Below are 25,659 nucleotides of genomic sequence, written 5' to 3' on the forward strand. Positions count from 1 at the left end.
CACCCGCACCAGCGGGGATTCGCGGCAGATGCCCGACGCTCCCTTCGCTTCGCGGCGCCTGCCCGACACGGTGCGGCCGAACCGGGAAGAGCCAGGATTTCCCACCCGCGTTTCGCGCGGGCGCCGCCCGCGATCGGCCGCGCACACGGCCCGCGCATCGCGGCCGCCGTCCCGCGCATCGTGGCCGCGTTTCAGGGCAGCCGCGCGGGTATGAACAGCATCGCCCCCGGCTCCTACTGGACGCAGACGGCTCACCTCCCCTCGTTCCACCCCTTGACGGCCGCCGTGAAGGCGGACGCGGCGGTCGTCGGCGGCGGCATCGCGGGGCTCAGCGCGGCCTGGGAACTCGCCGGCGCGGGCCTGAACGTCGTCGTTCTGGAAGCCGATCGCCTCGCGGGTGGCGTGACGGGCCACACCACGGGCAAGGTCACCGCGCTGCACACCGCCGTCTACGACACGCTGCGCACCAAGCACGGCGAGGAGGCCGCCCGCCTGTACGCGACCTCCCAGAGCGCCGCGATGCGCCGCGTCGTCGAGGTGGCCGAGGAACTCGGTGTCGACTGCTCGCTCGAACGCCGCCCTGCCTTCACCTACTGCGAGGGACCCGACGGAACCGACGCGCTGCGGGCCGAGGCCGAAGCCGCCCGGGCAGCGGGGCTCGACGCCTCCTTCGTCACCGAGACCGGTCTTCCCTACCCGGTCGCCGGCGCCGTCCGGGTGGAGGACCAGGCGCAGTTCCACCCGGTGGCCTACCTGCGAGGCCTGGTGGACGGTCTCCTCGCGCGAGGGGTCCGGCTGTACGAGAACACGCGCGTCACCGGCGTGCGCGGGGGCGAGCCGTGCCGGGTCACCACGGCCTCCGGGGTCGGCGTCTCGGCCCGTCACGTGGTCGTGGCCACGCACCATCCGCTCTTCGACCACGCCCTCCTGGCCACCCGGCTCACGCAGCACCGCGACCTGGTCATCGCCGGGCCACTGCCCACCGGTCAGGACCCGGGCGGCATGTACATCACCGAGGAGGGCGGCAAGAGGTCGGTCCGCACAGCGCCGCTCGCGGACGGCGCCCGTCTTCTCATCGTCACCGGGGAGGCGTTCACCCCGGGTGGCGGGGAGGACACCGAAGCCGGTTACGCCCGGCTGACCGCCTGGACCGCCGAGCGCTTCCCGGGCGTCGGGATCACGCATCGGTGGGCGGCGCAGGACAACAGCTCGACCGACACTCTGCCCCTGATCGGGGGCCTGCCCACGGCCGGGAAGAACGTCTACGTGGCGACAGGGTTCGCCGGGTGGGGGATGACGGGGGGCGTCCTGGCCGGACGTCTCATCGCCTCTCTCGTCACGGGCGGCCGGGAGCCGTGGGCCGCGCTCTACGACCCCGCCCGGATCGGTCCCGCCCTCCGCTCCGCGCCCGCGCTCCTCAAGACTCAGTGGGACACGGGGAAGCATTTCGTGAAGGACCGCCTGGAGACGCTGGGCGACGGCACCAACGGGCCTGTCGACGAGCTGCGGGCGGGTGAGGGCACCGTCGTACGGGCCGGAGGGGGGCCGTGTGCCGTGCATCGCGACGACCGGGGCGAACTGCACGCCGTGTCCGCCGTCTGCACGCACATGCGCTGCCTTGTCGCCTTCAACAACGCGGAACGGACCTGGGAGTGCCCCTGCCACGGCTCCCGCTTCGGCATCGACGGCGAGATCCTGCAGGGGCCCGCGCTGAAGCCGCTGGAACGACGGGATCCCGACGAGCTCTGACAGCCGCGGCTGGCGGCTTCGGCACGGTGTACGCCGTTACCGACGCAGAGCCACAGCCGTCACAGCCCCAGGACCACAGGCACCTCGGCCTCATGTGTCCTCGCGCACGACCCGGACGCTGGTGACCGCGGTGTCGACCGCGTCGGGCACGACCATGCCGGCATCGACCCCGGACCGCAGATAGCGCAGCACGGCCTTGGTGAGCCGCTCCCCCGGCAGCGCGGCGGGGATGCCGGGCGGGTAGGGGGTGAGCATCTCGGCGACGATCCGGCCTTCCGCCTGCTCCCAGGGCACCTGCTCGGTCGGCCCGAAGAAGGCGTCGCGGGGCAGTGCCGCCTGCTCCAGCCGGAGCCCGGACGGTGACGGCACGTCGACGGGCTGCCCCGTACGGAGCTGCGGGGCATGGGCGGCCAGATCGGTCAGGCCCGCCAGCAGGGCGCCCGTCGTCTCCGTGTCGTCGGCATGGGTGAGCTGGGCGCTGATACGCCGCTGGTCGGCGACGTGGAGGTTGATCCGATGGTGGCGGCGCAGCCAGTCGGCGGCCCGGTAGCCGGTGACCTCCCAGGCGCTGATGTCGACGAAGACCTGGAGGGGGTCCATGTCCGCCGCCCTGCCGGGCCCGCAGAACTCCTCCCGCCCTTGCAGCCGGAGGCCGTCGATGCCCGCGATCCGTTCCCGGACGTCCGCGGCCAGGGCCAGGGCGTCGTCGTAGAGGGCCTTTCCGTGTTCGACCATCTGGCGTCGCCAGCCGTCCAGGGCCGCGTACACGAGAACGGAGGGGCTGGTCGTCCCGAGCAGGTCCTCCCGGCTCTTGAGCACCTCGGGCCTGACCAGGTCGCCCTGGAGGTGGAACACCGAACTCTGCTCCAGGCCGGAGCCCATCTTGTGGACGGAGGTGACGCACACGTCCGCGCCCGCGTCCATGGCCCAGGTCGGCAGGTCGGGGTGGAACGGCAGGTGCGCGCCCCATGCCTCGTCGACGATCAGGGGCTTGCCGTTGCGGTGGCAGACCTCCGCGATGGCGCCGAGGTCGGAGCAGGTGCCGTAGGGGGTCGGCGTGGTCACCAGCGCGCCGCGTGCGTCGGGGTGCTCGGCGAAGGCCGCGGCGAAGGCTTCGGCCGAGGGCGGATGGGCGAGATGGCGTTCGGGGTCCCACTGCGGGTCAACCCAGACGGGTCGGATGCCCGAGAGGATGAGTCCCGAGACGACCGACTTGTGGGCGTCCCGGCCCACGAGGAGTTTCTCGTGCGGCCCAGCGACGGAGAGCATCGCCGACTTCACGGACAGGGAGCTTCCACAGGTGGAGAAGAACGCGTGGTCGGCCCCGACCGCGTCGGCCATGAGCTTCTGCGCCTCCTCCACGACGCCGTGCGAGAAGGTCCGGTCGTCAAGGCCGCTGCTGGCGAGCACGTCCGACCGGAAGACGGCGTCGCCGAGCACCGCGCGCACCCGCGGATCGGCGCCCCGTCCCTGCTTGTGCCCGGGCGGCGTGAACGGTGTCTGACCGCTCTCGTGGTAGGCGGCCAGGGCATCGAGTACGGGCGTCTTCGACTGGTCCATGTCTCGACACCTGCCCGTCATGGTCGGGCGAAAACGGACAGCGCTCCGGTGCGGCCGTCCGGCGCGCAGAGAGTCCGTAAAACGCCGGGACGGGACTCCGTCCGCGGCCTACCGTCCCCTGCATGGAACTCCCCTTCATACCGTCGGAGGACCACCCGGCCGACGCCGTCCACGACGTGGGCTGGCCCTCGGAGGCGCGCGCCGCCGTGGGGTTCGCGGCGGTGTTGCTCGGCGTGTCGCTCGCCGTCGAGGCGGGGAACAGCAGCCTGAACGCCGTCCACGCCCTGCTGTGGTGCGGGCTCTCGTTCCTGTTGTTCGCCATCCTGCTGCCGCCGCGGGTCGAGGCGGTCCCGGGCCGGCTGACCGTCCGCGGTCCGATCACGCGGCGGACGGTGCGCACGGACCGGCTGACCTCCGTGCGCTGGTGCGACGGTGTCGCCCAACGGGTGATCCTCTGCGACACCACCGGCACCCGGGCCGAGGTCGATCCACGCGTCTTCTTCGCCAATCCACCGCTCTGGCACCGCCTGGAGGCGGACGCCCGCGTCTCCGCGGCCCGCGGCACTCTGGTCCACGGCGGCGCCGAACTGGACCTGCTGGCCCTGCGCCTCGACCGAGAGACCGCTCGTACGGTCTTCCGCATCTCCGGGCTGGACTGAGGAGTCCGGCATGTCCGCCCGCAGGCCGTCAGCGGCGTGTACGGAACCGGCCGATCGCCGTCAAGACGGCGTCAGGGAACCGCCCCGGCGGTGCGGCGCCGGGGATAGCTTCGGGGCGGGCCCCGCGTCCGCCTCACGGCGATCGGGGGCCCACCCACCGTTCACGGCTCCCCAGGGAGGCACCATGTGTCTGTTCCGGTACGACGACGATCCCGAGCCCGAGGAACAGGTCCCGGCCGGACCGCTGTACGTGCCCGTCCGGCCGGGAAGCGGCACGCAGAGCGTGATCCGGCTGTTCCGCACCCCGCTGGGCGCGCGTACCGCCGTCGGGTTCACCAGCACACAGCGGCTGACCGCCGTGCTGGGCGAGCACCAGCCGTACATCCGGCTCTCGGCGTCCGTTCTGCGGGCGCTGTGCGAGCCGCTCGGCGCGAGCCTGGTCACCGTGGACCCGGCGTTGTCGGCTCCGGCGGTTCCCCGGGGCGCCGCGCGCACGCCGGGGCTTGTCCCGGTCCGGGCCCTGCGGGCCGTCTGAGAAGGGACGAGACACATGACCGTCGTGATGGCCGCCGAGACCGCCGCGGACGCGGACGATCTGTCGGTGTGGCCGGCGTCCACGGCCCCGCTCCCCCACGGTGACCTCGCCGTCGGCGGAGTGTCGCTCGCCGATGTCGCCGCGCGGTTCGACACCCCGGCGTACGTCCTGGACGAGGGCGAGGTACGGTCCCGCTGCCGGGCCTACCGCGCCGCGTTCCCCGACGCCGACGTGCTCTACGCCGCCAAGGCGTTCCTCTCCCGCACCATGGTCCGCTGGGTCCGCGAGGAGGGCCTCGGCCTCGACGTCTGCTCGGCGGGCGAGCTCGAACTCGCCGTCACCGCAGGCTTTCCGCCGGACCGGATCGTCCTGCACGGCAACGCGAAGTCGCCGCGCGACATCGCGACGGCCCTGCGGCTCGGGGTCGGCCGGATCGTCATCGACAGCCCGTCGGAGATCGCGCGGCTGGCCGCCGCGGTGGGCCCGCACGGCCGGCAGAAAGTGCTGGTGCGCGTCGTTCCCGGCGTCTCGGCCGGCGGCCACGTGAAGATCCGCACCGGCACGGACGGCCAGAAGTTCGGCCTCTCCCTCACCGACGGCAGCGCGCAGCACGCCATCACCCGTCTGCTGACGCAGCCTCAACTCCCGCTGGTCGGGCTGCACTGCCACATCGGCTCCCAGATCACGACCGTCAAACCGTACGTCGCGGCCCTGCGCCGCATGGTCGGCCTGATGGCCCGCATCCGCGACACCCACGGTCTCGTCCTGCCCGAACTCGACATGGGAGGCGGCCACGGCATCGCGTACCGTCCGGGCGAAGCCGCCCTCGACCTCACGGCCCTGGCCCGGGGACTGCGCACCGAACTCGCGGCGAGTTGCGCGGCGGCCGGGCTCCCGGTGCCCCGGCTCACCCTCGAACCCGGGCGGGCCGTCGCGGGCCCCGCGGGGGTGGCGCTCTACCGGGTGCTCGCCGTGAAGACCACAGGCGACCGGGTGTTCGTCGCCGTGGACGGCGGCATGAGCGACAACCCGCGCCCGGCGCTGTACGGCGTGCGCTACGCCCCCCGGCTGGTCGGCCGCCGCTCCACCGTGGGCAACCGTACGGCCACGGTGGTGGGACGGCACTGCGAGGCGGGCGACATCCTCGCCGCGGACGTCGGACTGCCCGGTGACGTCCGCCCCGGTGACCTGCTCGCCGTCCCGGTGGCGGGCGCGTACCAGCTGTCCATGGCCTCCGGCTACAACCTGGTCGGCCGGCCCCCGGTCGTCGCGGTCGACGGCGGCGCCGCCCGTCTCCTGGTACGGCGGGAGACGCTGGACGACCTCCGCGGCCGGGACGTCGGCGACTAGGGCGCGTATCGAGTCGTGATCAGCGGGACACGCCTTCGTGACACGATCCGGTCCGACAGGCGGTCTTACGTGACGCGAGTCCAACTGATGCACGCGGATGGGGAGTTCAGCGAGCCGTACCTGCCGGTCGGCGAGTAGGGCCCATACCCCGCCGGACGCCAAGCGCGGGCAGGAGTCGGGTCAACGGTCGACCAGCCGTGGACGCGGGGCTTCACCCGTGGATTCCGCGTCGGTGTCGTCGGTGCCGCCCGGGCCGCGGGGAAGCGTCCGGTCCAGCCACTTCGGCAGCCACCAGTTGGTCCGGCCGAGGAGTGTCATGGTCGCCGGTACCAGCACCATGCGTACGACCGTGGCGTCGATGAAGATCGCGGTGGCCAGGCCGAGCCCGAACATTTTGGTGGAGGGGTCGTCGGCGACGGCGAAGGACAGGAAGACCGCCACCATGATGAGGGCGGCCGAGGTGATGATCCGGGCGGTGCGCGAGACGCCCTCGACGATCGCCGTGCCGTTGTCGCCGGTGCGCAGGTACTCCTCGCGTACGCGGGAGAGGAGGAACACCTCGTAGTCCATCGACAGTCCGAACAGGATGGCGAAGAGGAACATCGGGATGAACGACACGATCGGAACCGTCGCTTCCAGCCCGATGAGTGCGCCTCCCCAGCCCCACTGGAAGACCGCGACCATGATGCCGTAGGCCGCGCCGATGCTCAGCAGATTCAGCAGTACCGCCTTGAGCGGTACGAGTACCGAGCGGAAGACCAGCATCAGCAGCAGGAACGACATCGCCAGCACGGCGGCGACGAACAGCGGCAGGCGCTGGCTGGTGCGTTGGCCCACATCGGACAGGCTCGCGGCGGCGCCGCCGACGTGGGCCCTGGCCGGGCCGTGCCCGATCGCCGTGGGCAGCACGTCGGTGCGCAGCCGGGCGATGGTGTCGGCCGTCGCCTTGTCCTGAGGGCCGGTGGTCGGGAACACCACGAGGGTCGCGATGCCGGTGGCCCGATCGACGTGCGTCGGCGCGACGGATGCGATGCCCGGATCCGCCGCGACCGCCCCGACGAGTCGGTCCAGCGCTCCCGGATCACCGGTGGGGTCCGCGGCGATGACGAGGGGACCGTTGGTGCCCGGACCGAACCCCTCGGCGACGAGGTCGTAGGCCCGGCGCTCGGTACGGCTGGGGGGCAGTGAGCCGTCGTCGGGCAGGCCGACGCGCAGGCCGAGCACGGGCAGCGTCGCGGTCAGCAGCAGCCCCGCCGCGCCGATCGCGTACAGAACCGGGTGCCGGCTGACGTGCCCGATCCAGCGCCGCCAACCGGCGGCGGGAGCGGCGCCTGCCGCCGGGTCCCGCCGCCGTGCGAGTCGGCCCGGCTTCCTGGCCCGCAGGGCCCGGCCGATCCGGCCGGCCCGGGCCAGGCGCGGGCCCGCCGCGCCGAGGAAGGCCGGCAGCAGCGTCACCGACGCGAGCACCATGGTCAGAACGACGATCGAGACGGCGAGCCCGCCCACCGTCATGAACGGCACGTTCGCGACCGCCAGACCGAGGATCGATACGACGACGACGACGCCGGCGAAGACCACGGGCCTCCCCGCCGTGGCCACCGCGCGCCCCGCCGCCTCGTGGGGATCGAGCCCGCGCGCGAGGTACTCCCGATGCCTGGCGAGCACGAACAGCGCGTAGTCGATGCCCACTCCGAGCCCGACCATGCTGCCCAGGACCGGTGCGAAGGTCGGGACGTCCGTCACCCCCGCCAGTACCGTCATCGTGGCGACTCCGATGGTCAGCCCGAAGACCGCCATGCCGATCGGGAGCGCGGCGGCGACGAGCGAACCGAACGCCAGGAACAGGATCGCGGCGGCGGCGAGGATCCCGATCAGCTCGCTCGCGCCGCCGTCGGGGTCGGAGAAGGCGTAGAAGAGGTTCCCGCCCATCTCGATCCGCAGGGGCAGCTCGGCGCGCAGCCGGTCGCCGAGATCGACGAGGGCGTCGAGGTCTTCGGCCGACAGCCGGCTCTGGTCGGGGTACTGCACCCGGACGACCGCGATCCGCCCGTCTGCCGAGACGAGGCCGCCGCGCACGGCGGTGTCCCCTCCCGTGTCGAGCGCCCCCGCCGGGTCGCTCGTGCCGAGCACGTGCGGCAGCCGGTTCACCTCGGCCCGCAGCCGCGTGAGAGCGGTGCGCGCGCCGTCGTCGTCGAAGAACGTCGCACCGTCGTCGAGGGGGGTGACGACCACTTGGGCGGTCATCCCCTCCTGGCCGGTGCCTGCCCGCTCGATCAGTTCCGCGGCCCGCTGGGAGTCCAGTCCCGGAGCGGTCATCGAGTCCGCGGTACGCCCGCCGAAGGCGACGGCGGCGAGGACGGCGAGCGTGGCGGCGATCAGCCATGCCGCGATCACCCGCCAAGGATGGCGGGCGGCGCTTGCGCCCAGGCGCAACAGGACTTTCGAGAGCATCGGGTCCTCCAACCACCTCGTGGGCCGTCCTTGTACGGCCGCTGATGCCGAGGCTCGTCGCCACGGCGCTCCGCGGCATCGGCCCGCGGGCCGCGGATCCGTCGGCCCCGGGGCGGAGTGAGAACCCGTTCTTTCGGCCGATGCGCGGCACGCCGCGGTCCCTAGGCTGAGAACCGTGCTCCGAGACGACCTGCGCACCCTGTGGACCGAACCCCGGCCGCCCGACGCGCCCGCCCGGGTGCGGCGGGACTGGGCGCTGCTCGCCGCGGGCCTTGCCTCTGTGGTGCTGGAGGCCACCCTGCGCGAGAACGTCGTGTGGCGGCCGGTGGCGGTCGTGTTCGCCGTATGGCTGTGCCTGCTGCTCCTGTGGCGCCGGACCCGCCCGCTGGCGATGGTGACGCTGGCGTTCGGCTCGGTGATCCTGCTTCCGGTGGCCTCGCTCGTCGCCGCACCGCGCGAGCCCGTCGGCCTGTACACCGGCGCGGTCGTGCTCGTCCTGGTGTACGCGCTGCCCCGCTGGGGATCGGGACGCGAGATCGTGCTGGGCGGCGCGGTGATCCTCGCGGCCGGCGCCCTGTGTGTCGTCACGGACGAGACCCCGGTCGTCGAAAAGGTCGTGGGCTTCGCCTTCCTGCTGCTGCCCGGCGTGGTCGGGGCTGCCGTGCGGTTCCGGGTGACCGCTCGCGAGCGGCAGTTGGAGCAGGTGCGCTCCCGCGAGCGCGAGCAGCTCGCCCGGGAACTGCACGACACGGTGGCCCACCACGTGTCGGCCATGGTGATCATCGCCCAGGCGGGCCGGGTGCTCGCGGGCACCGACCCCTCCGCCGCCGTCGAGGCGCTGGAGGGGGTCGAGGAGGAAGGGGCCCGCACGCTGGAGGAAATGCGCGCCATGGTCGCCACGCTGCGCGACCGCGGGGTCGGCGCCGAGCTGGCGCCCCCTGCCGGAGTCGCGGATCTGGAGCGCCTGGTGCGCACCCCGGGTGGTCGCCTCAGGGTCGACCTGGGGCTCGACGGCGAACTGGACGCGCTGCCCCCGGCCGTGGACGCGGCCGTCTTCCGGATCGTGCAGGAGTCGGTGACCAACGCGCTGCGCCACGCGGTCGACGCGACCGAGCTCGCCGTTCGGGTCGCGGCGGAACGGCACACGGTACGGGTGAGCGTGCGCGACAACGGCCGGCGCACCGGCCGGGGTCGCGACGGATACGGACTTACCGGACTGCGCGAACGCGCGACCCTGCTCGGCGGCACACTACGAGCCGGCCCGGGTACCGAACGGGGCTGGCATGTCGAAGCCGAGCTGCCGAGAGCCAGGAGCGAGAGCGGTGTCCATTCGCGTCCTCGTCGCTGACGACCAGACGATCATCCGCACGGGGTTGCGGATCATGCTGAACGCCCAGCCCGGCATCGAGGTGGTCGGCGAGGCCGCCGACGGGCGGGAAGCGGTACGCCTGGCCCGCGAACTACGCCCTGACGTCTGCCTGTTCGACATCCGCATGCCCGTACTCGACGGGCTCGAGGCCACCCGGCTGGTCGCCGGCCCGGGCGTCGCCGACCCGCTGGCCGTGGTCGTCATCACCACGTTCGACCTCGACGAGTACGTCTACGGCTCACTGCGTGCCGGCGCCCGCGGATTCCTCCTCAAGGACACGGGACCGGACCTTCTGGCGCAGGCCGTTCGGTCGGCGTCCGACGGTGAGGCGCTCATCGCGCCCAGCGTCACCGTCCGTCTGCTCCAGGCATTCGCGGACCTGCCCGCCGGCCGGCCCGCGGCCCAGCCGGTCTCCCCCGTCACCGCCCGCGAGGAGCAGGTGCTCCTCGCCGTCGCTCGCGGGCTGACCAACACTGAGATCGCCGATGCACTGCACATCAGCCTCAGCACGGTGAAGACGCATCTGGCCAGCCTGATGGCCAAACTCGGCGCCCGCAACCGGGTCGAGATCGCGATGTGGGCCTATGAAACGCGCCGTGTCCTCCCCGGAACCTGAGCCGGGTGCCGGGCCGTGTCTCCTGAATCCCCGCCGGAATCAGTGCACCGGTCGGCTTACGTCGGCCCCACGTGCCTCCCCCTCCCCCTCCCCATCCCCCGTCACGTCCGGCGGACGCTGACGTGACGTGACGGGGGAGGCGGGGCGGGGCGGGGAGCGGCGCAGGGCCCGGGGCGCCGTGCCAGGCGCGCGGGTGGTGGGCTACTCGGCCATCTCGTACGCGCCCGAGAGCGCCTCGACACGCTGCCAGACGCGCTCCGAGCGCGACGCGTCGACGACCGGGCGGCGGACGGCCCCCATCGACCAGGCCTGCTGCCGCTCGGTGGCCGAGTCCTTGCCGTGCAGCTCGACCGCGTGCGCGGAGAAGTCCCGCACGAGGACGGCGAAGAGCTCGTCCAGCACGTCCTCGTCGAGGTTCGTGAGGCGCGCCTGCTCCAGGACCAGCTGGCCGTGGACGACGAGCGCGAACAGCTGGCCGACCGCGAGGAGCAGGTCGAGGTCGCGGCTCTGCGCCTCGTCGGGTGCGGCGGTGGTGACGAACTCGCAGAGGGCGTCGGCCTGTTCACGGAAGCGGCCGACGTTGGGCAGGTGCGCGTACGTGTCGTACGCCGGACGCCAGTCGTGGAAGCGGACGGAGCCCAGACCGCGGGCCGGGCCCTGGCGGAAGAGGAACGTGTCGTCGGCGTCGTCCAGGCGCGTCGGTACCGGCTCGTACGCCGCCGGGTCCAGCAGGTGGTTCCGCATGAACTTGAGGATCAGCGCCAGGTTGACGTGGACGGTGCCCTCCAGCTTCGGAAGGCCCCGGATCTCGACGGCCGCCTGGGCGAAGTAGTTGTCCTTCTCGAAGCCCTTGGCGGCGATGACGTCCCACATCAGGTCGATGACCTTCTCGCCCTCCGTGGTCACCTTCATCTTCGTCATCGGGTTGAAGAGGAGGTAGCGGCGGTCGTCGGGGCCGGCGGAGCGGAAGTAGTCCACCGCGCGGTCGCTGAAGAGCTTCATGCCGACGAGACGGACGTACGCGTCGGTCAGCTCACGGCGCACGTGCGGGAACGCGGTGACGGGACGGCCGTAGAGGATGCGGTTCTGGGCGTGGGTGACGGCCTCGTACATCGCGTGCTCGCAGATGCCGATCGAGGCGGTGCACAGGTTGAACTTGCCGACGTTGACGGTGTTGAGCGCGGCGTCGAAGGCGGCGCGGCCGGTGTGCAGGACGTCCTCGGCGGCGACGGGGTAATCCTCCAGGCGGAACTCGCTGACGAACTTCGACGAGTCGACGACGTTCTTCACCAGGTGGTACGCGGGGTGGCGGCTGTCGGCGGCGAAGAAGACGTAGCCGTCGGGGCCTTCGACGTCCGTGCGGCGGCCGAAGACGGAGACGAGCCCGGCCGCGTTGCCGTTGCCGATGTAGTACTTGGAGCCGGTGGCCCGGAAGCCGCCCGCGGCGTCGGGTTCCAGGAGCATGTCGGTGGAGTAGATGTCGGCGCCGTGGGTCTTCTCCGAGAGGCCGAAGGCGAACACCTCGCCCTGGGAGAGGAGTTCCGCGGCGCGGGCGCGGGCGGCGGCGTTGTCGCTCTGCCAGACCGGGCCGAGGCCGAGGATGGTGACCTGCCAGGCGTACCAGTAGTCGAGCCCGTAGAAACCGAGGATCTCGTTGAGGGCGGCGATACGGGCGGTGTCCCAGCGCTTGTCCCGCTGCCCTTCGGCGGCCTCGGAGGAGGGCGTCAGGAAGGTCTCGAAGAGGCCTTCCTTCGCGGAGAAGGCGAGGAAGTCCCCCAGCCAGGCCCGGGTCCGGTAGTCCTCGATGAGCCGGCGCTTGCCGCGCTGCTCGAACCAGTCGACGGTGGCGCGCAGCAGCCGGCGGGTCTCGGGATCGAAGTGCGCCGGGTCGTAGGTGTGCGGGTTGAAGAGCAGCGAGTCGGCCATGGGCTCCGTCTTTCGGTCCGTTGAGGGTGCGGTGGGCAGGGTGGCGCGGATGGTCGCGGGAGTCAGCGCCCGGAACCGAGCCGGTGGAGGGTGGCGAGGACGTCGTCGAGCCAGGCGAGCGTCATCCGTTCGTACGCGATGCCTCCGCGCAGCACGACGTGCTGGAGCTCCCTCCCGGCGTCGGACGGGTCGCCGGACGGGTCGCCTGCCGCACCGGGCGCGTCGGGCCCCGTGAAGTCGCGCTCCTCGCCCGCGAGGTAGCGTGCGAGGCGCTCGGTGTGCGCCTGGCGGTGCCGCTCGACCTCGCCGATCAGCGCGGCGGGGTCGTCGAAGGCCGCGCCGCGGATCTTCACCGCCAGGTCGTGCCGGATGCTCTCGGGCTCGATGGGCTCGTGCAGCCAGGCGGCCAGGGCGGTCCGTCCGAGGGCCGCGACGGAGTACTCCTTCTTGTCCGGGCGCCCCTGCTGCGGCACGTCCTGGACGTCGACCCAGCCCTCGCTCTCCATCCGCTTGAGCACGCGGTAGATCTGCTGGTGGCTCGCGGTCCAGAAGTACCCGATGGACCGCTCGAAGCGCCGGGCCAGCTCATAGCCGGAACCGGGCTTCTCCAGCAGGGACACGAGAATCGCGTGTTCGATCGCCACACCCGAATCCTTCTATGCAACTCGTTGCATAGGCAAGCGTGACCGCCCGGGTGAGACGCGGCTCACCCGGTGGTCACCGGAGCCCGAAGCGTTCGGCGACGGCTCTCCGGGCGTCACTCGCGGTCGGCATCCTTGTCGAGCTCCTCGTCGAGGGCCATCGCCGCCGTGATCAGGGCGAGGTGGGTGAACGCCTGGGGGAAGTTGCCGAGCTGCTCGCCCGTCGGGCCGATCTCCTCGGCGAAGAGACCGACATGGTTGGCGTAGGTGAGCATCTTGTCCATCGCGTATCGGGCCTTGTCCAGGCGGCCGGCCCGGGCCATCGCCTCGACGTAGAGGAAGCTGCAGAGCGAGAAAGTGCCCTCGGAGCCGCGCAGACCGTCGGGGGACGCCTCGGGGTTGTAGCGGTACACGAGACTGTCCGTGACGAGTTCGCGGTCCATGGCGTCCAGCGTGGAGAGCCACCGGGACGACTTCGGGGAGATGAAGCCGACCAGCGGCATGAGCAGCAGTGACGCGTCGAGGACCTCGCTGTCGTAGTGCTGGACGAACGCCGCGCGCTCGGCGTTCCATCCCCGCTCCATCACCTGGGTGAGGATCGCGTCGCGCTGCGCGGTCCAGCGCGCCAGGTCGGCCGGGCGGGCGTACTCGTTGGCCAGGCGGATGCCGCGGTCGAGGGCGACCCAGCACATCACCCGGCTGTACGTGAAGTCCTTCCGGCCGCCGCGGGTCTCCCAGATACCCTCGTCCGGACGGTCCCAGTGGTCGCAGAGCCAGTCGAGGAGCCCGGCGAACCGCTGCCATCCCTCGTAGCCTGCGAGGTCCGCCAGATCCGGGGAGTGCGTCATCGCGTAGGCGAGCTCGCCGTAGATGTCGAGCTGCAGCTGCTCGGCCGCGCCGTTCCCGGCCCGTACGGGAAAGGAGTCGCGGTAGCCGGACAGGTGGTCCAGGGTCTCCTCGGAGAGATGGGGGTCGCCGTCGATGCGGTACATGATCTGCATCGGCTCGGAGCCCGGCGCGCGGGGTGAGTGGGCGCGCAGGCTGAGCCAGCGGCGGAAGGAGTCGGCCTCCTCGACGAAGCCGAGGTCGAGCAGGACGCGCACGGAGAGGGACGCGTCGCGGATCCAGGTGTAGCGGTAGTCCCAGTTCCGCTCCCCGCCGACCAGTTCGGGCAGGCCCATGGTGGCGGCGGCGATCGGCGCGCCGGTCGGGGCGTAGATGAGCAGCTTGAGGGTGATGACCGAGCGGTTGACCATGTGCTGCCAGCGCCCCCGGTAACGGCAGCGCCGGATCCAGCGGTGCCAGAAGGCGTGGGTCTCCTTGACGTCCGCCTCCAGCGCCCGTTCGGTGACGGGGGAGGGCTCCGCTCCGGAGGAGGTGGTCTCCAGCGCGATTCCGGCGATCTCGCCCTGCCGGAGGGTGACGGTGGCACGGACGTCCTGGCCGTCGGCCTCCAGAGGCACGGTGCCCCGCAGGTGCACATCGAGGACGGGGCCGTGGAAGGTGGCGGCCGCGCCGTCGAGGCTGAGCGTGTGCGGTGCGCGGCCGTAGTCGAAGCGCGGCCGGCACTGCACGTGGAAGGTCAGGGTCCCGCGCACCACGCGCATCGCGCGCACCATGCGGTGCCGGTCGGTCGCCACGTCGGGCTGCTCGTTCACCGGCATGAAGTCGACCACCTCGCCCACCCCCTCCGGGGTGAGGAACCTGGTGATCAGGACGGCCGTGTCGGGCAGGTAGAGCTGGCGGACGGTCACGTCGTCGGCGACGGGAGCGATGGTGAAGTGGCCGCCGCGCTCCTGGTCGAGCAGGGAGGCGAAGATGCTCGGCGAGTCGAAGCGGGGTGCGCAGAACCAGTCGACGGCGCCGCCGGCGGAGACGAGGGCCGCGCACTGGAGGTCGCCGATCAGTCCGTGGTCCGCGATCGGTGGATAGCCGGGCACCCGGGACCTCGCTTCCGCCGCGGCTCGGGCCTTCCGGTGCCGCGCGCCGTCTCGGTCCCACGCAACCCGCAGCGGGCCGGTTCGGCAACAGGAGCCGCCCGAGCGGGCGAACAGGCCGCGGCGGCGCCCGCGGCGGCGGCTCCCTTCCCACCGATCCGACCAGTCGGTATGTTGCTCGCAACCGCCGAGGCCCCCAGGAGGACGTCATGCCCGCGCCCGATCCGCTCCGCTCGCCGGCCCCCGCGATCGAGGGTCACTGCGATCCCCGTTTCGGCGCCGTACGGGAGGCCTTCGAGGCCAACTTCCGCACGAGGGACGAACTCGGCGCCGCGGTGTCGGTCCGCCTTCACGGCGAGCCCGTGGTCGATCTGTGGGGCGGCTGGGCGGACTCCGCCCGCACCCGCCCCTGGGAACGCGACACCGTGGTCAACGTCTGGTCCACGACCAAGGGCGTGACCGCGCTCTGCGCCCATCTGCTCGCGGACCGCGGGCTGCTCGACCTGGACGCGCCGGTCGCCTCGTACTGGCCGGAGTTCGCCGCGGCGGGCAAGGAGACCCTCCCCGTGCGCCACCTCCTCTCCCACCGCGCGGGGCTGTCCGGCCTGCGCGAACCGCTCAGCCTGGCGGAGTTCTACGACTGGGAGGTGACGACCGCCCGCCTCGCCGCGATGGAGCCGTGGTGGGAGCCGGGCACCCGCTCCGGATACCACGCGATGACGTACGGCTTCCTCATCGGCGAGGTGATCCGGCGGATCACCGGCGAGCTGCCGGGCGCCTTCCTCCGGCGGGAGATCACCGGACCGCTCGGCATCGACTTCACCATCGGCCTGCCCGAGAAGGAAGCGGTCCGGGTGGCCGAGCTGGTGCATCCGCGGACCTCCTCGGCGAGCGAACAGGCTGCGGTCTTCGCCCAGTTGGAGCCCGTCGCGCAGGCGGCGCTGGCCAACCCGCTCGTCGGCGCCGGCCACGCCAACAGCCCTGGGTGGCGCGCCGCCGAGCTGCCCGCGGCCAACGGTCACGGGACGGCCCGGGCGGTCGCGCAGCTCTACGGCGTCTTCGCGGGGCGCGGCCTCCTGGGCGAGCACCGCGTCCTCTCCGGACCGGCCGTCGAACGGGCCCGCGAGGGGCAGGGGGCCGGCCGCGACCTGGTGCTCGGCACGGGGTTCGCCCACGACACGGAGTGCGCCCTCGGGCTGTGGCTGAGCGGCCCCAACGGCTCGTACGGGCCCAACCCGAGGGCCTTCGGCCACGACGGCTTCGGCGGCTCCTGCGGCCTCGCGGACCCGGAGTCGGGGATTTCGCTCGGGTACGTGATGAACCGCATGGGCCCGGCCATCGCGGACGACCCCCGCAAGATGGCCCTGGTGACCGCCGTCTACGAGGCGCTCTGACGGCAAGACACGGAATCCGGACACCGGGTCGGCGGGACGGAACGAACGATTGCGGCATTGGGGGGCGCCGGGCACCTGTACCACTCGACGCCCAGCGGTCCGGGAGGGACCGTCCCACCACCCCGCGCCCGCACCGTTCCCACACCGTTCCCGCCTCGGCGCGACGTCGATCCGCGGCCGGATCTGTGCGCCCGCTACCGCTCCCGCCTACACCCGAGGGCCCGTCGGCCGGTGCGCCGCCGCCGGGCGCGCCCCGGGCGCGGAACGAGTGAGCCCGGGTGAGTGAGCAGGAGAAACGGTGCGACATCTTCCGCTTCCGCATCGCACCCCCGCGACGTCACATCGTTTCCGCGTGAACAAATCTGAAAGCCCATCAGTAAACTGTCGCAAGCATTTGCAGCAGCCGCTTCCTGCAACCCGGCGGCGACCGCCGACCCACCCGCACACCCATGCCGCCCGAGCTCCGGACCACATGAACGCGCGTAGATCGGCCGAAAGGCACGCTTGTCGCCGACGCCTTCGGATTCGAGGATTCCCCTTGTCGAGCTTGACAGGTCCATGGCGGAGATCCCGGGTGTCCACCCGCCGCCCCCTGAACCTGCCGGCTCCGCGGCAAGGGTCCGCCCACCCAGCGGGTCCCCCCACCACTCCCCCACCGGAGGATGTAGTGAACCTCAAGCGCCTGTCCCCCCTCGGCGGCGTAGCAAAGGGCGCACGGCTGATCGCCGTGGCCTCCGCGCTCCTCGCCGCCTCAGCGCTTGCCGCCCCCATGTCGTCCGCCGCGACGGTCGACGACGGCCGGGCCACCACCGCCCAGCTCGCCGCCGCCGACCAGGCCGTACGCGGCGCCGACGTGCCCGGCACCGCGTGGTACACGGACGCGGCTACCGGGAAGATCGTCGTCACCGCCGACTCCACCGTCTCCGCCGCCGAGATCGCCAAGATCAGGAAGGCGGCGGGCGACCGCGCCGCCGACCTGGAGATCAAGCGGACCCCGGGCACGTTCAACAAGCTCATCGCGGGCGGCCAGGCCATCTACGCGGGCGGCGGACGCTGCTCGCTCGGCTTCAACGTCCGCAGCGGCTCGACCTACTACGCCCTGACCGCGGGCCACTGCACCAACATCGGCAGCACCTGGTACACCAACTCGGCGAACACCACCGTGCTGGGCACCCGCGCCGGTTCCAGCTTCCCGACCAACGACTACGGCATCATCCGGCACTCCAACGCCTCGGCCGCCGACGGCCGGGTCTACCTCTACAACGGCAGCTACCGCGACATCACCGGCGCCGCCAACGCGTCCGTGGGTCAGTCCGTGCAGCGCAGCGGCAGCACGACCGGGCTGCGCGGCGGTACGGTCACCGGTCTCAACGCCACCGTCAACTACGGCGGCGGCGACATCGTGTACGGCCTGATCCAGACCAACGTCTGCGCCGAGCCGGGCGACAGCGGCGGCGCCCTGTTCTCGGGCACCACCGCGCTCGGGCTCACCTCGGGCGGCAGCGGCAACTGCACCAGCGGCGGGACCACGTTCTTCCAGCCGGTGACGGAGGCCCTGAGCGCGTACGGCGTGAGCGTCTTCTAGCCCGCGCGGAGAGGCCACACGGGCCGGCGGCGTCCCTTCGGGGGGCCGCCGGCCTCGGCACGCCCGGCGCCGTCCTCTGCTCCGACGGAGCCGCCGGAGTCCCGTCGGCGTTCCGCCGTGCGACCCCGGGGCGGGCCCCCGGCAGGTCCGAGCGAGCCCGGGCAGTCCGATCGGACGACCGCCTTCAACGCGACGTGAGGTCCCGGCCGGGGCCCTTCAGCCGCTCGCTGAGGGCCTGACCGAGCGCCAGCACGCTGAGGGCGAACATCAGGGTGCCCAGCGGAACATGGAGCGCCGGCATGTGGGCGATGCCCAGCACCACCTGCACCGACGCGAGGACGAGGAAGCCGCTCGCGTACAGGATCGGGCGTGGCGACCCTCCGCCGGGCCGCCACGCCAGGACGGCGGCGAGCACGTACAGCATCGAGGCCCCGTACATCACGCGCGCCCCCACGCTGTGCAGCACCTCTCCGTGGGACGAGGACAGCAGCAGTCCGGCGGTGGCCGCCTGGAAGAGGAGGGAGAGGGTCTGCAGGGCGATCGCGGTCCTCACGAAGGCGGTGCCGTCCCGCCGCGTCGCCGTCACCGTGGCTGTGGTCATGTCGCCAACCCCTTTTCTGCCTCTCGGCACTTGATCGGTACTGTCTCGACTGTTCGACGACGTGGCCCCGCGAAATGTGAGGCGGTGTCGTCGGAGGAGGCGGGGGCGGCGGGAGCGGACGCCGCCCAGGGCGGCGAGGAGCGGTCACGAGCATGAGCAGCACACCCTTCGAGCCGGAGCAGGGCGCGGTCGTCGGCGAGCGGCGCCGGCTGATCAACCTGGCCTACCGGCTGCTCGGTTCGCTCGCCGAGGCGGAGGGCGCCGTGCAGGAGGCCTACGCCCGCTGGTACGCGATGTCGCGGCGGCAGCAGGAGGCGATCGAGTCGCCCGGCGCCTGGCTGACGACCGTGGCCGGCCGGGTCTGCCTGGACGTGCTCGGCTCCGCGAGGGCCCGGCGTGAGCGGTACGTCGGCGCGTGGATACCCGAGCCGGTGCCCGACCGTACGGAGTGGGTCGGCGGGCGGGCCGGGGACGGCGGGGCCGAATCGGCGGACCCCGCCGACCGGATCACCCTGGACGAGTCGGTCAGCATGGCGTTTCTCGTCGTCCTGGAGTCGATGACCCCTGCCGAACGCGTGGCGTTCGTCCTGCACGACGTCTTCCGCTATCCCTTCGCCGAGGTCGCGGCGATCGTCGACCGGACGCCCGCCGCCTGCCGGCAGCTGGCGTCGTCGGCCCGGCGGCGCGTCCGTGCCGCGAGCGCCCCGGCGGCCGCGACGGCCGGGCAGGCCGGACTGGTACGGCACTTCAAGGAGGCGTGGGAGGCCAGGGACATCGGGGCGCTCGTCACCCTCCTCGACCCCGAGGCCACGATGACCGCCGACGGCGGGGGCCTGGTCGGCACGGTGCTCCGGCCGGTCGAGGGCGCCGCGCGCATCGCCCAGTACCTGATCCACATCGCCGACAGGGCGCCCGGGCTGACGCTCCTGGAACGGACGGTCAACGGCCGTCCCGGCCTGGTCGCCCAACACGCGGGCGTGACCGTGACCGTGGCCGCGTTCGATGTCACCGAGGCGCGCGTCACCCACATCTGGGCGGTCCGGAACCCGGAGAAGCTCCGGGGGTGGAGCGCCGACGGAGAGGGGTGATCCGGCCAGGTTCCGACGGATCGCCGGACACGCCCGGGGCTGGACACCGCTCTTCGGGGTGACTTTGGTTAGCCTTACCTTAGTCCGAGCCGGGTCTCCGTCCGCGCCGGACGTGCCCCGACGCCCACCGTCCCGCGAGGAGTTCCGTTGAACGCCGCCACCGACACCGTCCCGCACGAGCAGGCCGCGGCGGAGCTGGTCCGCTCCGTGCTGGCCCGGGCGGTCTCCCTGTCCCTGACCACGGACGCGCAGTGCTACGACCTCATCGGCATGCACGCGATCGACCGCAACGGACGGATCACCCTCACCCCTCAGCCGGACAGCCCCCTGGAAGCACAGGTCGCCTCCGCCCCGCGCGGCAGCCTCGCCGCCCTCCTGGAGTTCACCGACATCGCGCCGACACCCCTGCGCGACCGGGTCCGGGCCAGGGTGACGATCTCGGGCCGGCTGACCCCGGCCGGTCCGGAGGGCGAGGGGCTCCGGCTCGACCTGGCACGCGTCACCCTGCGGACCCCGGCCGGCACCCAGGACGTCGACCTCGACCGGTTCACGCTCGCGCAGCCCGACCCGATCGCCGTCCAGGAGGCCGCGATGCTCACGCATCTCGCCGACGCCCACGAGGACATGGTCGCGGACCTGATCGTCCTCGCCGGCTCGCGCCTTCCCTTCGGCGTGGTCCGGGCCCTTCCGCTCGCCGTCGACCGGCACGGCATCACCCTGCGCTGCGAGTACCGCGAAGGACACTGCGACCTCCGCCTGCAGTTCCCCGCCGAGGCGCGGGACGCGGCCGAGGCCGGGGAGCAGGTCCGGCGGCTCCTGACGACCCCCTCCTGCTCGCATCACCGGCGCCCCTCCACGAGGCCGTGACACCAACTCGGCCTACCAGAAGGCCAGTTGTTCCACCCCGGGCATGACACTTAGGTTAGGCTAAGCTAAACCACACACGAGAGGTGGCGGCGCGGACACGCGCACGCCATCCGGGGGGGGAGGAACCACCATGGGCCTGCCGACCGTCGGCCCCTACCCCCTGCCCGAGCGGGCGGCCCTCCCCCGGTCCTGCGCCTCCTGGTCCGTCGACCCCGGCCGCGCCGCGCTCCTGGTCCACGACATGCAGAACCACTTCGTGGAGGTGTTCCCGGCCGGACAGAGCCCGGTCGTGGAACTCGTCCAGAACATCGCGGCCCTGCGCGAACTCGCCGGGGCCCTCGGCATGCCCGTCGTCTTCAGCGCCGAGCCGGCCGCCCAGCGGCCCGGCCAGCGCGGGCTCGTCGCCGACATCTGGGGTCCCGGCATCGGCGACGAGCCCGACGCGGCCGCGATCATCGCGCCGCTCACTCCCCGCACGGGCGAGCATCTGCTCCCCAACGTGCGCCAGAACGCCTTCCTCCGCAGCCATCTCGGGAGGCTGCTGCGTTCGGAGGGCCGCGACCAGCTGATCGTCTGCGGGGTGTACGCCCATCTCGGCGTCCTGCTGACCGCCGCGGACGCCTTCATGAACGACATCCAGCCCTTCGTCGTCGCCGACGCCGTGGCGGACTTCTCCCCCGAGGAACACGCCATGGCGCTGCGCTGGGCCGCCCGCAGCGGTGTCGTCTGCACGACCGAGGCCATGCTCCGCGACCTCCTGCTCAACAGGGTTCCACCAGCCGTTCACCGGGACGCGTGACCGGGTCCCCCTGACGGCGACCTGCGGCGCCGACTCTGTCACCGCAGCCCCACACGCACAGGGAGAGACGAAGAAGATGACCGTACGGGTCGCCGTGGCCGGTGCCAGCGGCTACGCGGGCGGAGAGATCCTCCGCCTGCTGGACGCCCATCCCGGAGTGGAGATCGGCGCGCTCACCGCGCACAGCAGCGCGGGCCGCCCGCTCTCGTCCGTACAGCCGCAGCTGGCCTCGCTCGCCGAGCGGGTTCTCGACAAGACCTCGGCGGAGACCCTGCGCGGGCACGACGTGGTCTTCCTTGCCCTGCCGCACGGAGAGTCTGCCGCCCTCGCGCGGGAGCTCCCTCCCGAGACGGTGGTCGTGGACTGCGGAGCGGACTTCCGGCTCCGCGACCCCGCGGCCTGGGAGCGGTTCTACGGCTCCGCCCACGCCGGCACCTGGCCCTACGGACTGCCGGAACTCCCCGGGGTCCGCGAGGAGTTGAAGGGCGCTATCCGGATCGCGGTGCCCGGCTGCTACCCCACGGCGGTCACTCTGGCGCTCTTCCCCGCCTACGCGGCCCGTCTGGTGGAGCCGGAGGCGGTCGTCGTCGCGGCCAGCGGCACGTCGGGCGCCGGACGCGCGCTCCGGACGCATCTGCTCGGCGCCGAGGTGATGGGGTCCATGAGTCCGTACGGAGTGGGCGGCGGCCACCGCCACACCCCCGAGCTGACCCAGAACCTCTCCCTGGTGGCCGGCGAGCATGTCACCGTCTCCTTCACTCCGACGCTTGCCCCGATGCCGCGCGGCATCCTCGCCACCGGCTCGGCCCGGCTCCGCCCCGACGCGGCCGCCGCACCGGAGGACGTGGTGCGCGCGGTCTACGAGGCCGCGTACGCCGACGAACCCTTCGTCCGTCTGCTGCCGCCCGGACAGTGGCCCTCGACCGCGGCCGTCCTCGGCTCCAACACCGCCCAGGTGCAGATCGCCGTGGACCCGGACGCGGGCCGCCTGATCTGTGTGAGCGCCATCGACAACCTGGTGAAGGGCACCGCGGGCACCGCGGTGCAGTGCATGAATCTCGCCCTCGGCCTGCCGGAGTGGCTGGGCCTGCCCACGAATGGAGTGGCTCCGTGAGTGTGACCGCTGCCCGTGGATTCCTTGCGAGCGGCGTGGCCGCCGGCATCAAGGAGTCCGGTGATCGCGATCTCGCCCTCGTGGTGAACCGAGGGCCTTCGCGCGCCGCCGCCGGCGTCTTCACCTCCAACCGCGTACAGGCCGCGCCCGTACGCTGGTCCCGCCGCGCCCTGGAGGACGGCCGCCTCACGGCCGTCGTCCTCAACTCCGGTGGAGCCAACGCCTGTACGGGTCAGGCGGGCGCGGTCGACGCGCTGCTGATGGCCGAGCGCACCGCGCGGGCCCTGGACGTGGACCCGCACGAGGTCGCGGTGTGCTCCACCGGCCTCATCGGCGTCCGGCTGCCGATGGAGCGGGTCACAGCCGGCATCGACACCGCCGTGGACCGGCTGACGGACGGGGGCGGAGAGGACGCGGCCGTCGCCATCAGGACGACGGACTCGGTGCACAAGACCGCCGTGGTGTCCGGGGAGGGCTGGACGGTGGGGGGCATGGCCAAGGGTGCGGGCATGCTCGCGCCCGGCCTCGCCACGATGCTGGTCGTCCTCACCACGGACGCGGACCTCGGCGCGGACGCGCTCGACGCGGCACTGCGCCGGGCGGTGCGCACCACGTTCGACCGGGTGGACTCCGACGGCTGCATGTCCACCAACGACACCGTACTGCTGCTGGCCTCGGGCGCCTCTGCGGTCGCCCCCGGCCTCGCGGAGTTCGCCGAGGCAGTGCACGCCGTCTGCCTCGATCTCGCCCGGCAACTGGTGGCGGACGCCGAGGGGGCGTCCAAGGAGATCGAGGTGACGGTCGTCGGCGCGGCCTCGGAGGAGGACGCCGTCGAGGTCGGGCGGTCCGTGGCACGGAACAACCTCCTCAAGTGCGCCCTGCACGGGGAGGACCCGAACTGGGGCCGGGTGCTGTCCGCGATCGGTACCACGTCGGCGGCCTTCGACCCCGACCGGCTGGACGTGGCGATCAACGACGTCTGGGTGTGCCGGAACGGCGCGGCGGGCGAGGCCAGGGACAAGGTCGACCTGTCGGGACGGCGGATCACGATCACGGTGGACCTGCGCGCCGGGGACGCCTCAGCGGTGATCTGGACCAACGACCTCACCGCCGAGTACGTCCACGAGAACAGCGCGTACAGCTCATGAAGGGGCAGGGGACCACACGGATGAGATCGCTCTCCCCCGAGCGCGCCGACGCGCCCGCCGGCCGGACGACCGGCACGGCGACCGGCCCGCGTGCGGCCGAGACGCCCTGGCTCGAGGAGCTCCAAGGCCGCACGGTGGTCGTCAAGTTCGGCGGCAACGCCATGGTGGACCCGGCGCTCCACCGGACGTTCGCCCAGGATGTGGTGGAGCTGTGGCACGCGGGGGTGCGCCCGGTCGTCGTGCACGGCGGCGGGCCGCAGATCAGCGCGATGCTCGACCGTCTCGACCTCGAGACCCGCTTCGAGGCGGGTTTACGCGTCACGACGCCCGAGACGATGGAGGTGGTCCGCATGGTGCTGACGGGCCAGGTCCAGCGGGACCTCGTGGGCGCCCTCAACGCCCACGGGCCGTTCGCGGTGGGCATGTCGGGCGAGGACGCGCACACCATGACGGCGGTGCGACGCCCGGCCTGGGTGGACGGACGCCCGGTGGACATCGGCCTCGTGGGTGAGGTCGTCGCCGTGGATCCCGGAACCGTACGCACGCTGCTCGACGAGGGCCGCATCCCGGTGGTGTCACCGGTGGCACGGGGCGTGGACGGGGAGATCTACAACGTCAACGCCGACCTCGCGGCCTCGGCACTGGCCGTCGCGCTCGGTGCCGAGCGGCTGGTGGTGCTGACCGATGTCGAGGGTCTGTACGCGGACTGGCCGCGCAGCACCGAGGTGATCCCCCGGCTCACGGCCGCCGAGCTGGGCGCCCTGCTGCCGGGTCTCACGAGCGGGATGCTCCCCAAGATGGAGGGGTGCCTGCGGGCGGTCCGCGAAGGGGTCCGCCGGGCCCATGTCCTGGACGGCCGGGTGCCGCACGCGCTGCTGCGCGGCGTCTTCGCGGAGGCGGGACCGGGTACGACGATCGTCCCCGACCAGAACGCCGGGGCCGAGGAGCCCCAGGAGTCACAGCGATCCGGGGAGACCCGGGTGACCGAGGAGGCCCGCGCATGACCGCCGCCGACGGCGCCGTACCCCTCGCGCACCGCTGGAGCGAGGTCATGATGGACACCTACGGCACGCCGCCGCTGGCGCTCGTCCGGGGTGAGGGCAGCACCGTCTGGGACGAGTCGGGCCGCGCCTACACGGACTTCACCGGCGGGATCGCGGTCACCACGCTCGGCCACGCACACCCCGCCGTCGTCTCGGCCGTCACGGCGCAGATCGGACGGCTGGCGCACGTGTCGAACCTGTTCGTCTCCGAGCCGCCGGTGGCGCTGGCCGAACGGCTGCTCGCCCTGCTGGGCCGGCGGGAGCGCGGACGGGTGTTCTTCGCCAACTCCGGTACGGAGGCGGTCGAGGCCGCCTTCAAGATCGCCCGCCGGACGGGGCGCCCTCACCTCGTCGCCGCGCGGGGCGGTTTCCACGGGCGCACGATGGGGGCGCTGGCTCTCACCGGCCAGCCGGCGAAGCAGGTACCCTTCCTGCCGCTGCCCGGCGATGTGACCCACGTGCCGTTCGGGGACGTCGAGGCGCTGCGCGCCGCCGTGACGCAGGACACCGCGGCGGTCGTGCTCGAACCGGTCCAGGGCGAGGCCGGAGTCGTCCCGGCACCGGAGGGGTATCTGCGGGCCGCCCGCGAGATCACCCGGGCGGCCGGGAGCCTGCTCGTCCTCGACGAGGTGCAGACGGGGATCGGTCGCACCGGCCGCTGGTTCGCGCACCAGGCGGACGAGGGGGTGGATCCGGACGTGATCACCCTCGCCAAGGGGCTCGGCGGCGGGCTTCCGATCGGCGCGACCGTCGCCTTCGGCCGGGCCGCCGAGCTGCTGGTGCCCGGACAGCACGGCTCGACGTTCGGCGGCAACCCGGTGGCGTGCGCGGCCGGTCTGGCCGTGCTGGAGGCCATCGAGGCCGAGGGGCTGCTCGCCCGCGTCGTACGGACGGGTGAGCGGCTGCGCCGCGGCATCGAGACGGCGGCGCACCCCAAGGTCACCGAGGTCCGGGGTGCGGGCCTGCTCCTGGCGGTCGTCCTCACCGAGCCGGTCGCCGCGTCCGTCCAACGGGCCGCGCAGGACGCCGGGTTCCTGGTCAACGCGGCGGGACCGGGTCTCGTGCGCCTCGCTCCGGCCCTGACGGTGACGGAGCATCAGGTCGACCAGCTGGTGAAGGCGTTCCCGTCGATCCTGGACGCCGCCTGACGCCCACCGCGCCACCTGCACGCGGGCGGCGGGCCCTGAGCCGTACCGGCCGGCGGGGGCGCCGCCCGCGAGCGGTGAT

At 72.8% G+C, this 25,659-nt stretch carries 21 protein-coding genes; 15 read left to right on the forward strand and 6 right to left on the reverse strand.

What is annotated here, in order from left to right; genetic code table 11:
- Nucleotides 1-210: 210 nt before the first annotated feature.
- A complete protein-coding gene (locus ACF1G2_RS01485; protein ID WP_391796259.1) occupies nt 211-1,749 on the forward strand; it encodes an FAD-dependent oxidoreductase in 1,539 nt (512 codons plus the stop codon).
- A gap of 90 nt (nt 1,750-1,839) precedes the next feature.
- On the opposite strand, the gene ACF1G2_RS01490 is transcribed toward ACF1G2_RS01485, so the two are convergent.
- Nucleotides 1,840-3,309: an aminotransferase class I/II-fold pyridoxal phosphate-dependent enzyme gene (locus ACF1G2_RS01490; protein ID WP_391796260.1), complete on the reverse strand. Its 1,470-nt coding sequence runs from the start codon at nt 3,307-3,309 to the stop codon at nt 1,840-1,842.
- A gap of 122 nt (nt 3,310-3,431) precedes the next feature.
- Between ACF1G2_RS01490 and ACF1G2_RS01495 the strand changes: the two genes are divergently transcribed.
- The 3 genes from ACF1G2_RS01495 (at nt 3,432) to lysA (ending at nt 5,853) form a co-directional block, all read left to right on the forward strand.
- On the forward strand, nt 3,432-3,968 hold the full coding sequence (locus ACF1G2_RS01495) for a hypothetical protein (RefSeq protein ID WP_391796261.1): 537 nt from the start codon (nt 3,432-3,434) through the stop codon (nt 3,966-3,968).
- A gap of 184 nt (nt 3,969-4,152) precedes the next feature.
- Entirely contained in the window at nt 4,153-4,503 is a 351-nt protein-coding gene (locus ACF1G2_RS01500) for an SAV_915 family protein (RefSeq protein ID WP_391796262.1), read from the forward strand.
- A gap of 15 nt (nt 4,504-4,518) precedes the next feature.
- Nucleotides 4,519-5,853, forward strand: coding sequence for a diaminopimelate decarboxylase (gene lysA / locus ACF1G2_RS01505; RefSeq protein WP_391796263.1), 1,335 nt, complete (start codon nt 4,519-4,521; stop codon nt 5,851-5,853).
- Nucleotides 5,854-6,033: 180 nt separating this feature from the next.
- On the opposite strand, the gene ACF1G2_RS01510 is transcribed toward lysA, so the two are convergent.
- Complete coding sequence (locus tag ACF1G2_RS01510) at nt 6,034-8,247, reverse strand: MMPL family transporter (RefSeq protein ID WP_391796264.1); 2,214 nt, start codon at nt 8,245-8,247, stop codon at nt 6,034-6,036.
- A 232-nt stretch (nt 8,248-8,479) separates the two neighbouring features.
- Between ACF1G2_RS01510 and ACF1G2_RS01515 the strand changes: the two genes are divergently transcribed.
- Both ACF1G2_RS01515 and ACF1G2_RS01520 read left to right on the forward strand, forming a co-directional pair.
- Entirely contained in the window at nt 8,480-9,652 is a 1,173-nt protein-coding gene (locus tag ACF1G2_RS01515; RefSeq protein WP_391796265.1) for a sensor histidine kinase, read from the forward strand.
- The gene (locus ACF1G2_RS01520) at nt 9,627-10,289 is read left to right on the forward strand and encodes a response regulator transcription factor (RefSeq protein ID WP_145795093.1); all 663 of its coding nucleotides are present in this window, start codon (nt 9,627-9,629) and stop codon (nt 10,287-10,289) included. The genes ACF1G2_RS01515 and ACF1G2_RS01520 overlap by 26 nt, the downstream gene beginning before the upstream one ends.
- A gap of 201 nt (nt 10,290-10,490) precedes the next feature.
- Here ACF1G2_RS01520 and ACF1G2_RS01525 read toward each other — a convergent pair whose 3' ends face one another.
- From ACF1G2_RS01525 to ACF1G2_RS01535, 3 genes are all read right to left on the reverse strand, one after another.
- A complete protein-coding gene (locus tag ACF1G2_RS01525) occupies nt 10,491-12,215 on the reverse strand; it encodes an acyl-CoA dehydrogenase family protein (protein ID WP_391796266.1) in 1,725 nt (574 codons plus the stop codon).
- A gap of 62 nt (nt 12,216-12,277) precedes the next feature.
- On the reverse strand, nt 12,278-12,859 hold the full coding sequence (locus ACF1G2_RS01530; protein WP_391796267.1) for a PadR family transcriptional regulator: 582 nt from the start codon (nt 12,857-12,859) through the stop codon (nt 12,278-12,280).
- 113 nt (nt 12,860-12,972) lie between these two features.
- Nucleotides 12,973-14,796 (reverse strand): glycoside hydrolase family 15 protein, encoded by a 1,824-nt coding sequence (locus ACF1G2_RS01535; RefSeq protein ID WP_391796268.1) that lies wholly within the window; start codon nt 14,794-14,796, stop codon nt 12,973-12,975.
- A 206-nt stretch (nt 14,797-15,002) separates the two neighbouring features.
- On the opposite strand from ACF1G2_RS01535, the gene ACF1G2_RS01540 reads away from it, so the two are divergent.
- Together ACF1G2_RS01540 and ACF1G2_RS01545 are read left to right on the forward strand one after the other, a co-directional pair.
- Entirely contained in the window at nt 15,003-16,187 is a 1,185-nt protein-coding gene (locus ACF1G2_RS01540) for a serine hydrolase domain-containing protein (protein WP_391796269.1), read from the forward strand.
- Between the two features lie 667 nt (nt 16,188-16,854).
- On the forward strand, nt 16,855-17,772 hold the full coding sequence (locus ACF1G2_RS01545) for a S1 family peptidase (RefSeq protein ID WP_391796270.1): 918 nt from the start codon (nt 16,855-16,857) through the stop codon (nt 17,770-17,772).
- A gap of 184 nt (nt 17,773-17,956) precedes the next feature.
- Here the strand turns inward: ACF1G2_RS01545 and ACF1G2_RS01550 are convergent, their stop codons facing one another.
- On the reverse strand, nt 17,957-18,373 hold the full coding sequence (locus ACF1G2_RS01550; RefSeq protein WP_391796271.1) for a hypothetical protein: 417 nt from the start codon (nt 18,371-18,373) through the stop codon (nt 17,957-17,959).
- Nucleotides 18,374-18,525: 152 nt separating this feature from the next.
- On the opposite strand from ACF1G2_RS01550, the gene sigJ reads away from it, so the two are divergent.
- The 7 genes from sigJ (at nt 18,526) to ACF1G2_RS01585 (ending at nt 25,580) form a co-directional block, all read left to right on the forward strand.
- Nucleotides 18,526-19,461, forward strand: a complete 936-nt coding sequence (sigJ, locus tag ACF1G2_RS01555; RefSeq protein ID WP_391796272.1) for an RNA polymerase sigma factor SigJ — start codon at nt 18,526-18,528, stop codon at nt 19,459-19,461.
- Nucleotides 19,462-19,608: 147 nt separating this feature from the next.
- Nucleotides 19,609-20,328 carry a DUF2470 domain-containing protein gene (locus tag ACF1G2_RS01560; RefSeq protein WP_391796273.1) on the forward strand — a complete coding sequence of 240 codons (720 nt, stop codon included), beginning with the start codon at nt 19,609-19,611 and terminating at the stop codon, nt 20,326-20,328.
- Nucleotides 20,329-20,458: 130 nt separating this feature from the next.
- Nucleotides 20,459-21,127, forward strand: a complete 669-nt coding sequence (locus ACF1G2_RS01565; RefSeq protein ID WP_391796274.1) for an isochorismatase family protein — start codon at nt 20,459-20,461, stop codon at nt 21,125-21,127.
- 76 nt (nt 21,128-21,203) lie between these two features.
- Nucleotides 21,204-22,241: an N-acetyl-gamma-glutamyl-phosphate reductase gene (argC, locus tag ACF1G2_RS01570; protein ID WP_391796275.1), complete on the forward strand. Its 1,038-nt coding sequence runs from the start codon at nt 21,204-21,206 to the stop codon at nt 22,239-22,241.
- Complete coding sequence (argJ, locus tag ACF1G2_RS01575; protein ID WP_391796276.1) at nt 22,238-23,389, forward strand: bifunctional glutamate N-acetyltransferase/amino-acid acetyltransferase ArgJ; 1,152 nt, start codon at nt 22,238-22,240, stop codon at nt 23,387-23,389. The genes argC and argJ overlap by 4 nt, the downstream gene beginning before the upstream one ends.
- Nucleotides 23,390-23,409: 20 nt before the next feature.
- Nucleotides 23,410-24,393, forward strand: coding sequence for an acetylglutamate kinase (gene argB, locus ACF1G2_RS01580; protein WP_391796277.1), 984 nt, complete (start codon nt 23,410-23,412; stop codon nt 24,391-24,393).
- Nucleotides 24,390-25,580 carry an acetylornithine transaminase gene (locus ACF1G2_RS01585; protein ID WP_391796278.1) on the forward strand — a complete coding sequence of 397 codons (1,191 nt, stop codon included), beginning with the start codon at nt 24,390-24,392 and terminating at the stop codon, nt 25,578-25,580. The genes argB and ACF1G2_RS01585 overlap by 4 nt, the downstream gene beginning before the upstream one ends.
- The last annotated feature ends 79 nt before the right edge of the window (nt 25,581-25,659 follow it).

This window comes from Streptomyces sp. NPDC013457, from assembly GCF_043089925.1.
Lineage (GTDB): Bacteria > Actinomycetota > Actinomycetes > Streptomycetales > Streptomycetaceae > Streptomyces.